We start from the raw sequence: 14,154 nt of genomic DNA on the forward strand, positions 1-14,154 counted from the left end.
ACCTGCTCATTTACCGCCAAATGACAGAGTGTGCTGGCGCAACCCCCCTTGTTTGCAAGATAATCTCGCGCCTTGCAATTGGCGTCATAGCTTTGACGTCTCGCCCAATACCGCCGTTTCAGGAGGCCAGGATGCACAATGACGGAAAGGTGGTGCCAATCAAGAAGGCGCATGCCACGCCATCGCCGCTCGCCCGACTGCCGGTGGTGTTGCTGCAGGTTCGCGACAAGGCGGCGCAACAGTTGCAGCAAGGGTTGCAGGAGCTGTTCGATAACGCCGACGACACACTGTTCGAAATGGCCGACAAGGCGCGCAACAACCTCGATCACCATATTTTCTTTGAAGCCATGCGTGATCTGCGCCTCAAGCGCAAGAATTTCGAACGTGTGTTCATGGAGCGTCTTTTCGACGCTTTTGCCAGTCTGGGCCAGGCAGGGCGGGGCGAGCTGCAACTGGTGCCGGTGGTTTCCTACGACGGCGTGCCGGGTTCGACCAGGGACGACCTGGAAAAAGCCGTGGCGCTTGAAGCCATGTTGGGTCGGGTGCGCCACCGTGACGGCCTGGCTCTTGCGCAACTTACGGCACGCTTGAGCGCTTTACTGGGCAACCGTCTGGATGATCGTGAGAACCCGCTGGGGCCGGCGCTGCTGTGTGAGTTTTTCCTGCGGGCGGGGCGCAGCCTGGGCGTGGAGATCCGCGTCAAACTGGTCATGCTCAAGCTCTTTGAAAAATACGTGCTCAGTAACGCCGACCAGCTATACGGTGAAGCCAATCAACTGCTGGTCGCAACCGGCGTCTTACCTGAACTCAAGGCCGTACCGTCACGGCGCATCGATGGGCGTGCGGCACCCGAGCATCCGCGCGAAGCAACTCCGCCAGTCGCCGACCGGTCCGGTGACGAAAATGGCCAGGAAGCCTTCGCCGCGCTTCAGCCATTGCTGACAGCGGTGCGTGGCAGTGTGGCGCCGACGCTTGAGGCCAGCGCCGAGCCGTTGCCCATTTCCACCCAGGACCTGCTGCGCCTGCTCTCCCATTTGCAGCAGTACGTGCCGGAGCCTGAGTCGGAGGACGATTTCGACCTGCACAGCCAGCTTGAACAATTGCTCACCCGTATCAGCGTCAAGAGTGGTAAGTCGCGGGTGGTGGAGGACGCGGACGAAGACGTGATCAATCTGGTTGCGCTGCTGTTTGAGTTCATCCTCAATGACCGTACCGTGCCCGATGCCTTCAAGGCCCTGATCGGCCGCTTGCAGATCCCGCTGCTGAAAGTGGCGTTGCTGGACAAGAGTTTTTTCAGTCGCGCCAGCCATCCGGCGCGGCGCCTGCTCAATGAAGTCGCGACCGTCGCCATGAGCTGCAGCCCGTGTGATAGCCAGGCATGCGACCCTCTCTACCTGCGCATCGAGCAAGTGGTGCAGCGCCTGCTCAACGAATTTGTCGAAGATCCGGCGATTTTTTCTCAATTGCTCGCCGAGTTCAGCGCGTTTGCCGCCGATGAACGCCGGCGCAGCGACTTGCTCGAACAGCACACCCGCGATGCCGAAGCCGGGCGTGTGCGCACTGAAGCCGCCCGCCAGCGTGTGGCTGATGTGCTGAATAAACGGCTGTTGGGCAAGGTCCTGCCGCGTCCTGTGGTGCAGTTCCTGCAACAGGCCTGGAGCCAGGTGTTGCTGCTGGCGAGCCTCAAGCACGGCGAGCAGTCAGTGCAATGGCAAGCTGGGCTGCGCACCATGGACGAGTTGATCTGGAGCGTCGGCCTGCAGCAGGACACCGAGGCCGGGCGACGTTTGCTGGAACAACTGCCGGGGTTGCTCAAGGCCTTGCGCGACGGTTTGACCAGCGCGGCGTTTGACCCCTTCAGCACCCGAGAATTCTTTGTGCGCTTGCAGGCGTTGCATATCCAGGCACCTGAAGGCGTTGATGAGCTGATCGAGGTGCGTGAGCCATTTGTGCTGAGTACGGCGTCACCCGACCCGGTCACCGAGCTGCCGGGTAACGATCCTGACCTGTACAAGGCTCTCCAACTCAAGGTGGGCGACTGGGTACTCTTCCAGGAAGGCCAGGCCAGCACGCTGCGCTGCAAGCTGACAGCGATCATGGCGCCGGCCAACACTTATGTGTTCATCAGCCGCACGGGGCTCAAGGTGTTGGAAAAGAGCGCGGGCCAACTGGCAATGGCGTTCAAGCGTGGTGCACTGCACACGCTGGAAGACGGGCCCCTGTTCGAGCGCGCCCTGACTGCTGTGGTGGACAAGCTGCGTCAACTCAATCGCGGCAAGTGATCGCAACCGGAGGGTCTAACGCGGCATACTGGTCACACTTTGTATCGTTCAAGGAACCTGTATGCAGTTGGACCCCACCAGCGGTTGGTGCCAGGGCATCCGTCATTGCCCGTCGCCCAACTTCAACGAGCGCCCCGCCGGCGAAATCTCATTGTTGGTGGTGCATAACATCAGCCTGCCACCGGCGCAGTTCGCCACCGGCAAAGTGCAGGAATTTTTCCAGAACCGCCTGGATGTCACGGAACATCCCTACTTTGAAGGGATTGCCGACCTACGGGTATCAGCGCATTTTCTGATTGAGCGTGATGGCGCCGTGACGCAGTTTGTATCCTGCATCCACCGTGCCTGGCATGCCGGGGTGTCGTATTTCGAGGGGCGGGACACCTGCAATGATTTTTCCCTGGGGATAGAGCTGGAGGGCACGGATGATCTGCCGTTCACCGACGCTCAATATGCCGCACTGATCGACCTGACCCGCCAGTTGCTGGTGGCTTACCCAGGTATCACCCCCGAGCGCATTTGTGGTCACAGCGATATCGCTCCGGGACGCAAGACCGATCCCGGCCCCGCTTTTGATTGGACGCGCTTTCGCAGCGCCCTGCAGGATGGAGGACACGCACGATGAGTTTCCTGGTGTTGGTGCTGGCTGTATGGATCGAGAAGTTTTCGGCCCTGCGCCAGCGGTTGCAGCGAGATGGTGGTTGGTTGCGCGAACTGGCCAATCTGGAATCGAGCCCGCGCATGGGCAAGCAGCCCTGGCTGATTCTGGCGTTGCTGGTGTTGTTGCCGGTGGCCTTGCTGGCGCTGCTGCTGCTGGTGCTGGAGCCGGTGGCGTACGGGCTGCTGGCGCTACCGGTGCACCTGTTGGTGGTGATCTACAGCCTGGGTCGTGGTGACTTGCTCGCCGGGCTTGGTCCGTTCCGCGATGCCTGGCGACGGGGTGACCTGCAGGCCGCCGAGCATGTGGCCGAACGTGACCTGAGCCTGAGCGCCGACAGTGGCGAGCAATTGCTCGAACGCGTCCAGGGTCATCTGTTATGGCAGGCCTACCAGAGTTTTTTCGCGGTGATTTTCTGGTACTTCCTGCTGGGCCCGGTTGCCGCACTGGCTTATCGGCTGCTCGCACTGGCCAGTGAACACAGCAAAAACCCTTTGGTAGCCGAGCGGGCCGGGCAACTGCGCCACGCGTTCGATTGGCTGCCGGTACGCCTGCTGGCCGCCAGCTTTGCCCTGGTCGGAAATTTCGTTGCGGTCAGCCGTGTGATGCTCCATGAACTGCTGAGCTGGGACATCAGCGCCGCCCAACTGGTGGAAAAAGTCGGCCTGGTCGCCGCCGAAATCCCACCCCCTGCGGTCGGTCCCGATGGCATCAACAGCCTGGACCGACTCTGGGAACTGCTGCTACGCGCAGCGGTGCTGTGGTACGCCGGCTTCGCCATCTGGACCGTCCTACCCTGACCCTGTAGAAGCCGGCTCGCCGTAGTGAGCAGTCTCGCCTGTGGCGAGCGGGCTTGCTTGTGGCGAGCGGGCTTGCCCCGCGCTGGGCTGCGAAGCAGCCCCACCAACCATTAACCTTAAGTTACAAAACTCCCTCTCAAATTGAGCTATACAGATGCTGGCTAACTGCCGCCCTGCACCTCAATAAAAATAAAAGAAAGGGAGTTCACCTGTGAAGAGCTTGCTCTATCCCGCCGTCGCCTTGATGAATCGCCTGAGCTTCGGCATGAAGTTCAGCCTGATCAGCGTGTTGTTCCTGCTGCCGATGCTGGCAACCAACTATTACTTGGTGCGTGACTCATGGCGTGAATTCCAGGGCACTCGCGTCGAACTGCAAAGCCTCGATTTACTTGGCAGCAGCCTGGCCCTGCGCCGCGACCTGGAAACCCTCAACAACCAGGTACAGATCAACGCCACCCTCGGCCAGTCCGGCAAGGCCGGCGATCTTGACGGCAAGATCAGCGCCCTGGAACAAAGCGTGCTCAACCGCCTGCAAGGCCTCAACGCTATGGCCACCGAGCCCGAGCAGATTGCGGCTTTCAATGCCAAGCGCGACGAGTTGATTTCGGCCTTCAAGACCCAGCAACAGGAAACGTCGCTGCTGAGCAAAAGTGCATTGATCGGCAAGTTGCTCAACAAGGCGCAGATGCTCAGCCAGATCGTCGCCAGCCAATCCGGGCTCAGCCGAGACGCCCAGAGTGACCTGCGCCAACTCAGCGAGCTGATCACCAGCGTCACCCCGCAAGTCACCCAGGCCCTGGGCGAAGGCCGGGCGATGGGCGCGTATTCCCTGGGCCAGGGTTTTCTCAATTCTTCGTCAAGCACACGGTTTGACGAGCTTTTGCAGCAACTGGAAAAACTCCAGGCCGAATATGGCCTGAAGTTGCAGGATGCCCTGGGCTCCAGTACCGCAGCCCACGCGGCACTCGACAACCTCGCCACGGCCAGCAACGCCAGCCTCAAGCATGGCAGCGAGTTGTTTGAAGAGCAGGTGGTGATGGCCGAAACCCTCGACGCACCCTGGCAGGGCTTCTACGACGGCGTCAGCCAGTTGATGGCCCAGACCTATCAGCTGGATGACGCCACCCTGGCGTTCCTCGGACAGCAGTTGGAGCAACGCCTGGCGCAAAACCGCACGCACATGGTGGTGCTCGTGTCGGCCCTGAGCGCCGTCTTCTTGCTGATCTTCTATTTGTACGCCGGTTTCTACGCGTCCACCCGCACCACGCTACGGCGTCTGGGGGCGATGATGGACAAGGTGGCGGCCGGCGACATGACCGTCACTTTTGTTGCGCATAGTCGCGATGAGTTGGGCGACCTGGGCCAGGTGTTCAACGGCACCGTGGCGAAGATCCACGACCTGATCGAGCGCGTCGGGCACACCGTCAGCCAGGTCGAGCTCCAGGCCGGCCAGGTGGAAACGATCTCGGCTCAAAGCAACCAGGCGGTGTCCGGGCAGCGTAGCCAGATCGAGCAGGTGGCAACGGCCATGAACCAGATGTCGTCCACTGCCCAGGAAGTCGCGCGCAGCGCGGCGGCGGCAGTCAGCAGTGCCCACAGTGTCAACGACGAAACCGTCAGCGGCCGTGGCCTGGTGCAATCCCAGCAGGGCAGCATCGCGCGGCTGGCCTCGGAGATCGATGAGTCGGTACGGGTGATCAACCAGTTGGCCACTGACAGCCAGTCCATCAGCAGCGTACTGGAGGTGATCAAAAGCATTGCCGAGCAAACCAACCTGCTGGCACTCAATGCAGCCATCGAAGCCGCGCGGGCCGGTGAACAGGGACGTGGTTTTGCAGTGGTGGCCGACGAGGTGCGCACCCTGGCCCGGCGCACTCAGCATTCCACCGAAGAAATCGAACAGATGATCAGCCGCCTGCACAGCGGTGTGGCAGCCGCCGTGAAAACCATGGGCACCAGCCATTCCATGGCCAGTGGCACGGTCGGGCAGTCGGAAAAGGTCCAGCAGGCATTGGAAAATATTCTTGGCGCCGTGGGTATGATCGTCGACCAGAACCAGCAGATTGCCGCCGCCGTGGAGCAACAGACCGCCGTCGCCCACGACATTGACCAGAACATCGTCGAAATCAACCGCGCCGGCGAGCATGCGGCCCAGGGCGCACACCAGACCGAAGCGGCGAGCCGGCAGCTGTCGATGCAGGTGATTGAGTTGAAGCAATTGATCGGTGCGTTTCGAGTGTAGGAAATGTAGGTAGGGCGTATTGCTTGCCGGTGTAGCGCTTGTCCTGATTTCCGTGGGTGTCTTTTCTGGCTGGGTGAATGGGTGAGAATTTGTTTCAGACAAATTCAAGTTCAGGGAGCACGGCGATGACCATTGCGGTCGGCATCAAAGGGCATTGCGCCCATTGTGATATCAGGTTTGAACTCAAGCCTTGGCAGTTGAATGCCATCGCCATCGAAGAGCCGTTCGATTGCCCGTATTGCCAGCAATTCCTGCAGTTGAGTTGCCCTCGGCAATTGCGGGCGTTCAAGTTGTTGGGGCATTGGGCGCTGGTGCAGCCGAGCATGGCGGTGTTCACCTGCATGGTGCTGATCGTGGCACTGGTCGCCGAATGGGTGGGGTTGATCACAGTAGTCGGGCAGTTCAACGTGTCACTGGTGGTGCTGCTGGTGCATTTCCTGGCGCTGCGCTATGCCCGTTACCGGCAGCGGATCACGTTGGATCTGCAAGTGGTCGCGCCAGTCTTACCAATTGAACAGCTGGCACGCATTGCGTGTGCTCGCCTCAGCCAACGATAGCGGGCTGATGCCCATGCGCTCGGCCAGGGCGGTGCAGATGGCCGGCAGGTGTTCGGGGCTGTTGCGTTGGCCCGGGAACATGGCCGGCGCCATATCGGGTGAGTCGGTTTCCAGCACCACCGCGTCCAGCGGCAGTTGCGCCAGCACCTTGTGCATGCGCAAGGCCTGGGGCCAGGTGGGGGCGCCGCCCAACCCCAATTTGAAGCCGAGCTTGATGTACTCGCGAGCCTCTTCGTGGCTGCCGGCAAACGCGTGGATGATGCCGCCGCGGGGCAGGCGGATGCGCTTGAGGGTGGCGATCACGGCGGCGTGGCTGCGACGCACGTGCAGCAGCGCCGGCAGTTGGACGTCCACGGCCAGTTTGAGTTGGGCTTCAAACAGGCCTTGCTGGCGTTCGCGGTCCAGTTGTTCGAGGAAGTAATCCAGGCCTATTTCCCCCACGGCGCACAGTTGCCGATGGCCGTGCAGGCGCATCAACCAATCGCCCAACGCCGTCAGGTCAGCTGGGCGATGATCGTCGAGGTACACCGGGTGCAGGCCAAAGGCGGCGAACAAACCTTCGTCCGCTTGCACCAGGTCCCACACTCTTTGCCAATTCTGCTGATACACCCCCAACACCACCATGCGCCGCACGCCCAATGCTCGGCTGTGGGCGAGGACTTCCCGGCGATCACTGTCGAAATCCGGGAAGTCCAGGTGCGTATGGGTGTCGATCAGCTCCACGCTCAAGCCTCGTGAATACGCTGCTTGAACGTCCGGCCGATGGCATGCACGCCGGGTTGATACTGTTCTTCTTCGATCGCCGCCAGGGCCAGGCGCAGGGCGGTATCGGCGATCAGTTGGTGCTGCTGGGCCATGGCGTTGACCGGCAGCGGCAGGAAGTCCAGCAACTGGGTATCACCAAAGGTTCCCAGGCGCAGCGGGCGCGACTTGAGCGGGAAGTCATGCAGTGCGTCGAACACGCCTTGCAGCAGCACGTAGGACGTGGTCACCAGCGCGTCAGGCAAATGCCCCAGTCGCTGTAGAAGTTGCTCCATCAGCTGTCGGCCGCAATCGCGACTGAAGGCTTCTGCGTGTTCGACGATCACCTCGCCGGTGAACCCGGCAAGGGCTTCACGGAAACCAGCGGCGCGTTCCTGGCTGATGCTCAGCTCGGGTCGTGCGCCGATCAGCACGATCTGCTTGGGCAACGGTTGCAGCAGGCTGCTGGTCAATTGCTGGCACGCCTGGCGGTCGTCGCTGACCACCGAACAGAACTGATCCGCACCCATCACCCGGTCGATGGCAATCACCGGCAACCCCTTGGCTTGCAGCTCGCGATAACTGTCATCGCTGGCCGGCAGGCAACTGGCGACGAACAGCGCATCACAACGCCGCGCGCGGAACAGTTGCAGCAACTGGCGTTCGCTGTCGGCGTCATCGTCGGAGCTGGCGATCAGCAACTGATAGCCCCGCGCCCGTGCACCTTGCTCCAGGAGCTTGGCGATGCGTGCGTAACTGGGGTTTTCCAGGTCGGGCAGGATGAAACCCAGGGTGCGCGTGTGCCGACTGCGCAGCCCGGCGGCCTGTGGGTTAGGAGTAAAGCCATGGGCTTCGACGACAGCCCGCACCCGTTCGACGGTGGCGTTGCTGATGCGTTGCTGTTCGGCCTTGCCGTTGATGACGTAGCTGGCGGTGGTCACGGACACACCGGCCAGACGGGCGATATCACTGAGTTTCAAACCGGGATTTCCTTGTTTTCTGGAGCTTGCCCCGACATTTTGTCCAATCGTAACCGATTCCAGCACTCGACTAATGTCTCAGCTCAAGTGCCGAGTGGTTGTTCAAGGATGCGCAATTAACGCGTAATCTGCCATAAATTCTAGATTAAACGTTTCAGCCAGCGTATTTTTACGACGTTCGCGACTGAGTAGCTACTGCCAACTGACTGCTCAGTCAGCTATTGATGCACACCCATTACACTGTTTGTTTAAAACAATACCTAGTGCGGTCATCGCACTAACTAGGAGAACGGCATGCTTGAGCTCACTGTAGAGCAGATTTCCATGGGCCAGGTGGCTGTGGATAAATCTGCTGCCTTGCACCTGCTCGCTGACAAACTGGTGGCTGATGGCCTGGTCGCCGAGGGTTATCTCAGTGGCTTGCAGGCCCGTGAAGCCCAGGGCTCGACCTTTCTCGGCCAAGGTATTGCCATCCCCCACGGCACCCCCGAAACCCGCGACCAGGTGTTCTCTACCGGCGTGCGCCTGCTGCAGTTCCCCGAAGGGGTGGACTGGGGCGACGGCCAGATCGTGTACCTGGCCATTGGCATTGCCGCCAAATCTGACGAACACCTGCGCCTGTTGCAACTGCTCACCCGTGCCCTTGGCGAAACCGACCTGGGCCAGGCATTGCGCCGTGCCGGAAGCGCCGAAGTCCTGCTGAAACTGCTGCAAGGCGCACCGCAGGAACTGGCGCTGGATGCGCAGATGATCAGCCTGGGTGTGTCCGCCGACGACTTCGAAGAGTTGGTCTGGCGCGGCGCACGCCTGTTGCGCCAGGCCGATTGTGTGAGCAATGGTTTCGCCGCCGTGTTGCAGCAGGTTGACGCGCTGCCCCTGGGCGATGGCCTGTGGTGGTTGCACAGTGAACAGACCGTCAAGCGCCCGGGCTTGGCGTTTGTCACCCCGGACAAGCCCATGCGTTACCTCGGCCAGCCGCTCCATGGCCTGTTCTGCCTGGCCAGCCTCGGTGAAGCCCACCAAGCGCTGTTGGAGCGCCTGTGCGCCTTGCTCATCGAAGGTCGCGGCCAGGAACTGGGCCGCGCCACCAGCAGCCGGGCCGTGCTCGAAGTGCTTGGCGGCGAACTGCCTCCGGACTGGCCCAGCGCCCGCGTCACCCTGGCCAACGCCCATGGCCTGCATGCACGCCCGGCGAAGATCCTTGCGCAGTTGGCGAAAAGTTTTGACGGCGACATCCGCGTGCGCATCGTTGACGGCCCGGTCGGCGTCGTGTCGGTGAAAAGCCTGAGCAAGCTGTTGAGCCTCGGCGCGCGGCGTGGCCAGGTGCTGGAGTTTGTCGCCGAGCCGACGATTGCCGGCGATGCGCTGCCCGCGTTGCTCGCCGCTGTGGAGGAAGGCCTCGGTGAAGAGGTCGAGCCGCTACCGACGGTCAGCGTCCAACCGGCAGCCCTGGATATCGAGCCGGTTGTCAATGCGCCGACCAGCGGCAGCCAGGTCCAGGCCATTGCCGCCGCACCGGGCATCGCTATTGGCCCCGCGCATATCCAGGTTCAGCAAACGTTCGATTACCCCCTGCGCGGCGAGTCCTCCGCTATTGAGCGCCAGCGCCTGCACAGTGCCCTGGGCGAAGTGCGCCGCGACATCCAGGGCCTGATCGAACGCAACCCTTCCAAGGCGATCCGCGAGATTTTCATCACCCACCAGGAAATGCTCGACGACCCGGAACTCACCGACGAAGTCGACACCCGCCTCAAGCAAGGCGAGAGCGCCGAAGCCGCGTGGATGAGTGTGATCGAAGCGGCCGCCAGGCAGCAGGAATCGTTGCAGGACGCCTTGCTCGCCGAGCGCGCCGCCGACCTGCGTGATATCGGCCGGCGTGTATTGGCGCAACTGTGCGGCGTCGAAACCGCCCAGGAGCCGAGCGAGCCCTACATTCTGGTGATGGACGAGGTCGGTCCGTCGGACGTGGCGCGTCTTGATCCCGCGCGCGTCGCCGGCATCCTCACCGCCCGAGGCGGCGCGACGGCCCACAGCGCCATCGTCGCCCGTGCCCTCGGTATCCCGGCGCTGGTCGGCGCCGGCCCGGCGGTGTTGCTGCTGGCCTCCGGCACCCCCTTGCTGCTGGATGGCCAGCGCGGTCGCCTGCATGTCGACCCCGACGCCGCCACCCTGCAACGCGCCACGGTCGAGCGCGACACCCGCGAACAACGCCTGCAAGCCGCTTCGGCGCAACGCCATGAACCGGCGCTGACCCGCGACGGCCATGCCGTGGAAGTGTTCGCCAATATCGGCGAAAGCGCTGGGGTTGCCGGCGCGGTGGAACAGGGCGCCGAAGGCATCGGCCTACTGCGCACCGAACTGATTTTCATGGCCCACCCGCAGGCGCCGGACGAAGCCACCCAGGAGGCCGAATACCGCCGCGTGCTCGACGGTCTTGGCGGTCGCCCGCTGGTGGTGCGTACTCTCGATGTGGGCGGCGACAAACCGTTGCCGTATTGGCCGATTGCCGAGGAAGAAAACCCCTTCCTTGGCGTGCGCGGCATCCGTCTCACCCTGCAACGCCCGCAGATCATGGAAGCACAATTGCGCGCGCTGTTACGGTCCGCCGATAGCCGCCCGCTGCGCATCATGTTCCCCATGGTCGGCAGCGTCGACGAATGGCGTGCCGCCCGTGATATGACCGAGCGCCTGCGCCTGGAAATCCCGGTGGCGGACCTGCAACTGGGGATCATGATCGAAGTGCCGTCGGCGGCCTTGCTCGCGCCGGTGCTGGCCAAGGAAGTGGATTTCTTCAGCGTCGGCACCAACGACCTGACCCAGTACACCCTGGCCATCGACCGTGGTCACCCCACCTTGTCCGCCCAGGCCGATGGCCTGCACCCGGCGGTGCTGCAACTGATCGACATCACCGTGCGCGCCGCCCATGCCCATGGCAAATGGGTGGGGGTGTGCGGCGAGCTGGCGGCGGACCCGCTGGCGGTGCCGGTGCTGATCGGCCTGGGTGTGGATGAGTTGAGCGTGTCGGCCCGCAGCATTCCGGAAGTGAAGGCGCGGGTGCGTGAATTCAGTCTGAGCGAGGCCCAGGGCCTGGCGCAACAAGCACTGGCGGTGGGTTCGCCCGCCGAAGTGCGTGCCCTAGTGGAGGCCGTGTAGATGGCAAGGATTCTGACCCTGACGCTGAACCCGGCGTTGGACCTGACGGTGCGCCTGGCGCACCTGGAACCGGGTGAAGTGAACCGCAGCGAAACCCTGCTGACCCATGCCGCCGGCAAGGGTGTGAATGTGGCGCAGGTGCTGGCGGATTTGGGCCATCAGGTGAGCGTGGGCGGTTTCCTCGGCGAGGCGAACCCCCAGGCCTTCGAGGCACTCATCGCCCGCCGTGGGTTTGGTGACGCGTTCATTCGCGTGCCGGGCGAAACCCGCAGCAATATCAAGATTGCCGAACAGCAAGGCCGTGTCACCGATATCAATGCGCCGGGGCCGGTGGTCAGTGACGCGGCGCAAGCTGCGCTGCTCAAGCGCATCGCCGACATCGGTGCGCAATTCGATGCGGTGGTGGTGGCCGGCAGCCTGCCGCGTGGCATCAGCCCGCAGTGGTTCCAGGGGCTGTTGGCGCAACTGAAAAACCTCGGGTTGAAAGTCGCCTTGGACACCAGCGGCGAAGCGCTGCGCGCCGGTTTGAAAGCGGGGCCGTGGATGGTCAAGCCCAACACTGAAGAACTGGCCGATGCCCTGGGGCATGCCCCGGATGCAATCAGCCAACTGCATCGGCAAGGCGTGGAACATGTGGTGGTTTCCGATGGCGCTGCCGGCGTCACTTGGTACCGCCCAGGCGCGGCGCTGCAGGCCACGCCGCCAAAGGTGACGGTGGCCAGTACCGTCGGGGCCGGTGACTCGCTGCTGGCCGGCATGCTGCACGGCCTGCTCAGCGGCGATACCCCGGAACAGACCCTGCGCCGCGCCACGGCAATTGCCGCCATGGCCGTGACGCAGATCGGTTTTGGCATCAGCGATGACGCGCAGTTGGCGCGCCTCGAAAGCGGCGTCCACGTGCGCACGCTGACAGAACAATAAGAGGGTTTGTGATGAAGTTAGCCATTGTTACTGCCTGCCCGAACGGCATGGTCACCAGTGTGCTGTGCGCCCGCTTGTTGGACGCCGCCGCGCAGCGCCAGGGCTGGAGTACCAGCGTTGAAGTGGTGGATGTGCAGCGCCCGGAGCGCCAATTGTCCCAGTCGGTCATCGACGACGCCGAATGGGTGTTGCTGGTCAGCAGCACCCCGGTGGATATGCAGCGCTTTGTCGGCAAGCGCGTGTTCCAGAGCACACCAGCCCAGGCGTTGGCGGATGTCGACGCCGTATTGCGTCGTGGCGCCGAAGAGGCGCAGGTGTATGTCGCTGCTGAAGCCCCGGCCAGGAACGCGCCGCGCATCGTTGCGATCACCGCCTGCCCGACCGGCGTCGCCCACACCTTCATGGCTGCCGAAGCCTTGCAGCAGACGGCCAAGCGCCTGGGTTATGACTTGCAGGTCGAAACCCAGGGCTCGGTTGGTGCCCGTACGCCATTGAGCGCCGAAGCAATCGCCAATGCCGATGTGGTGTTGTTGGCCGCCGATATCGAAGTCGCCACCGAGCGCTTCGCCGGCAAGAAGATCTACCGGTGCGGCACCGGTATTGCGCTCAAGCAGTCCGAAGCCACCCTCAACAAGGCCCTTGCCGAAGGTGCGGTGGAAAGCGCGGCCAGCGGCGCGGTGGCCAAGCCGGAAAAAACCGGCGTGTACAAACACCTGCTCACCGGTGTGTCGTTCATGTTGCCGATGGTGGTGGCGGGCGGGTTGTTGATCGCCTTGTCGTTCGTGTTCGGCATTCACGCCTTTGAACAGGAAGGCACCCTGGCGGCTGCGCTGAAAACCGTCGGCGACCGCGCCTTCATGCTGATGGTGCCGCTGCTGGCGGGCTACATCGCCTACTCGATTGCCGACCGTCCGGGCATCGCGCCGGGCATGATTGGCGGCCTGCTGGCCGGCACCCTGGGTGCTGGATTTATCGGTGGCATCTTCGCCGGTTTCCTCGCCGGTTATTGCGTCAAGTTGATCACCCGCGCAGTGAAATTGCCGCAGAGCCTGGAGGCGCTCAAGCCGATCCTGATCATCCCGTTGCTGGCGAGTCTGTTCACCGGCCTGGCGATGATCTACCTGGTGGGGCCGCCGGTCGCGCGCATGCTGGTGGGGCTGACTGATTTTCTCAGCACCATGGGCACGACCAATGCGGTACTGCTGGGCATCCTGCTGGGCGGCATGATGTGTGTCGACCTGGGCGGGCCGATCAACAAGGCGGCCTACGCATTTTCCGTCGGCCTGCTGGCGGCCCACAGCGGCGCGCCGATGGCCGCGACCATGGCGGCCGGCATGGTGCCGCCGATCGGCATGGGCATCGCCACGTTCCTGGCGCGCCGCAAGTTCGCCCAGACCGAACGCGAAGCGGGCAAGGCGGCGATGATCCTCGGCTTGTGCTTCATCTCCGAAGGCGCGATCCCGTTTGCCGCGAAGGACCCGTTGCGCGTGATTCCGGCCAGTATCGCCGGCGGTGCATTGACCGGTGCCCTGTCCATGTACTTCGGCTGCGTACTGGCGGCGCCCCATGGTGGCCTGTTTGTGCTGGTGATCCCGAATGCGATGAACCATGCATTGCCGTATCTGCTGGCGATTGTCGCCGGCAGCCTGCTGACCGGCCTGGTCTATGCGTTGATCAAACGCCCCGAAGCGCAAGAACTGACCGTGACCGTCTGACGCGGCGTAGAAAATGTGGGAGGGGGCTTGCCCCCGATAGCGGTGGGTCAGCCATAAATGTGCTGGCTGACACTCTGCCATCGGGGGCAAGCCCCCTCCCACCGT

General features: G+C 62.8%; 10 protein-coding genes. 8 read left to right on the forward strand and 2 right to left on the reverse strand.

The annotated features are described in order from the left end of the window. Nucleotides 1-131 precede the first annotated feature (131 nt). From K5K89_RS04995 to K5K89_RS05015, 5 genes are all read left to right on the forward strand, one after another. Nucleotides 132-2,282: a DUF1631 domain-containing protein gene (locus tag K5K89_RS04995; protein WP_222540969.1), complete on the forward strand. Its 2,151-nt coding sequence runs from the start codon at nucleotides 132-134 to the stop codon at nucleotides 2,280-2,282. Between the two features lie 61 nt (nucleotides 2,283-2,343). Further along, nucleotides 2,344-2,907: a 1,6-anhydro-N-acetylmuramyl-L-alanine amidase AmpD gene (gene ampD / locus K5K89_RS05000; RefSeq protein WP_071491087.1), complete on the forward strand. Its 564-nt coding sequence runs from the start codon at nucleotides 2,344-2,346 to the stop codon at nucleotides 2,905-2,907. Continuing rightward, nucleotides 2,904-3,740, forward strand: a complete 837-nt coding sequence (gene ampE / locus K5K89_RS05005) for a regulatory signaling modulator protein AmpE (protein ID WP_222540970.1) — start codon at nucleotides 2,904-2,906, stop codon at nucleotides 3,738-3,740. Before ampD ends, ampE begins: the two co-directional genes overlap by 4 nt. Before the next feature lie 1,537 nt (nucleotides 3,741-5,277). Continuing rightward, nucleotides 5,278-5,982, forward strand: coding sequence for a methyl-accepting chemotaxis protein (locus tag K5K89_RS28880; RefSeq protein ID WP_371322044.1), 705 nt, complete (start codon nucleotides 5,278-5,280; stop codon nucleotides 5,980-5,982). A 125-nt stretch (nucleotides 5,983-6,107) separates the two neighbouring features. Next, nucleotides 6,108-6,539 carry a hypothetical protein gene (locus K5K89_RS05015; protein WP_071491090.1) on the forward strand — a complete coding sequence of 144 codons (432 nt, stop codon included), beginning with the start codon at nucleotides 6,108-6,110 and terminating at the stop codon, nucleotides 6,537-6,539. Here K5K89_RS05015 and K5K89_RS05020 read toward each other — a convergent pair. Next, on the reverse strand, nucleotides 6,486-7,262 hold the full coding sequence (locus tag K5K89_RS05020) for a TatD family hydrolase (protein WP_222540972.1): 777 nt from the start codon (nucleotides 7,260-7,262) through the stop codon (nucleotides 6,486-6,488). The genes K5K89_RS05015 and K5K89_RS05020 overlap by 54 nt on opposite strands. Nucleotides 7,263-7,264: 2 nt before the next feature. Continuing rightward, nucleotides 7,265-8,260, reverse strand: a complete 996-nt coding sequence (cra, locus tag K5K89_RS05025; RefSeq protein ID WP_071491092.1) for a catabolite repressor/activator — start codon at nucleotides 8,258-8,260, stop codon at nucleotides 7,265-7,267. A 294-nt stretch (nucleotides 8,261-8,554) separates the two neighbouring features. On the opposite strand from cra, the gene ptsP reads away from it, so the two are divergent. The 3 genes from ptsP to K5K89_RS05040 are packed head-to-tail and all read left to right on the forward strand — an operon-like array spanning nucleotide 8,555 to nucleotide 14,049. Next, complete coding sequence (gene ptsP / locus K5K89_RS05030) at nucleotides 8,555-11,413, forward strand: phosphoenolpyruvate--protein phosphotransferase (protein WP_222540973.1); 2,859 nt, start codon at nucleotides 8,555-8,557, stop codon at nucleotides 11,411-11,413. Then, a complete protein-coding gene (gene pfkB, locus K5K89_RS05035; RefSeq protein ID WP_222540974.1) occupies nucleotides 11,414-12,334 on the forward strand; it encodes a 1-phosphofructokinase in 921 nt (306 codons plus the stop codon). An 11-nt stretch (nucleotides 12,335-12,345) separates the two neighbouring features. After that, nucleotides 12,346-14,049 (forward strand): PTS fructose-like transporter subunit IIB, encoded by a 1,704-nt coding sequence (locus K5K89_RS05040; RefSeq protein ID WP_071491095.1) that lies wholly within the window; start codon nucleotides 12,346-12,348, stop codon nucleotides 14,047-14,049. The last annotated feature ends 105 nt before the right edge of the window (nucleotides 14,050-14,154 follow it).

Origin of the sequence: Pseudomonas sp. DR208, assembly GCF_019823005.1 — a bacterium.
Lineage (GTDB): Bacteria > Pseudomonadota > Gammaproteobacteria > Pseudomonadales > Pseudomonadaceae > Aquipseudomonas > Aquipseudomonas extremorientalis.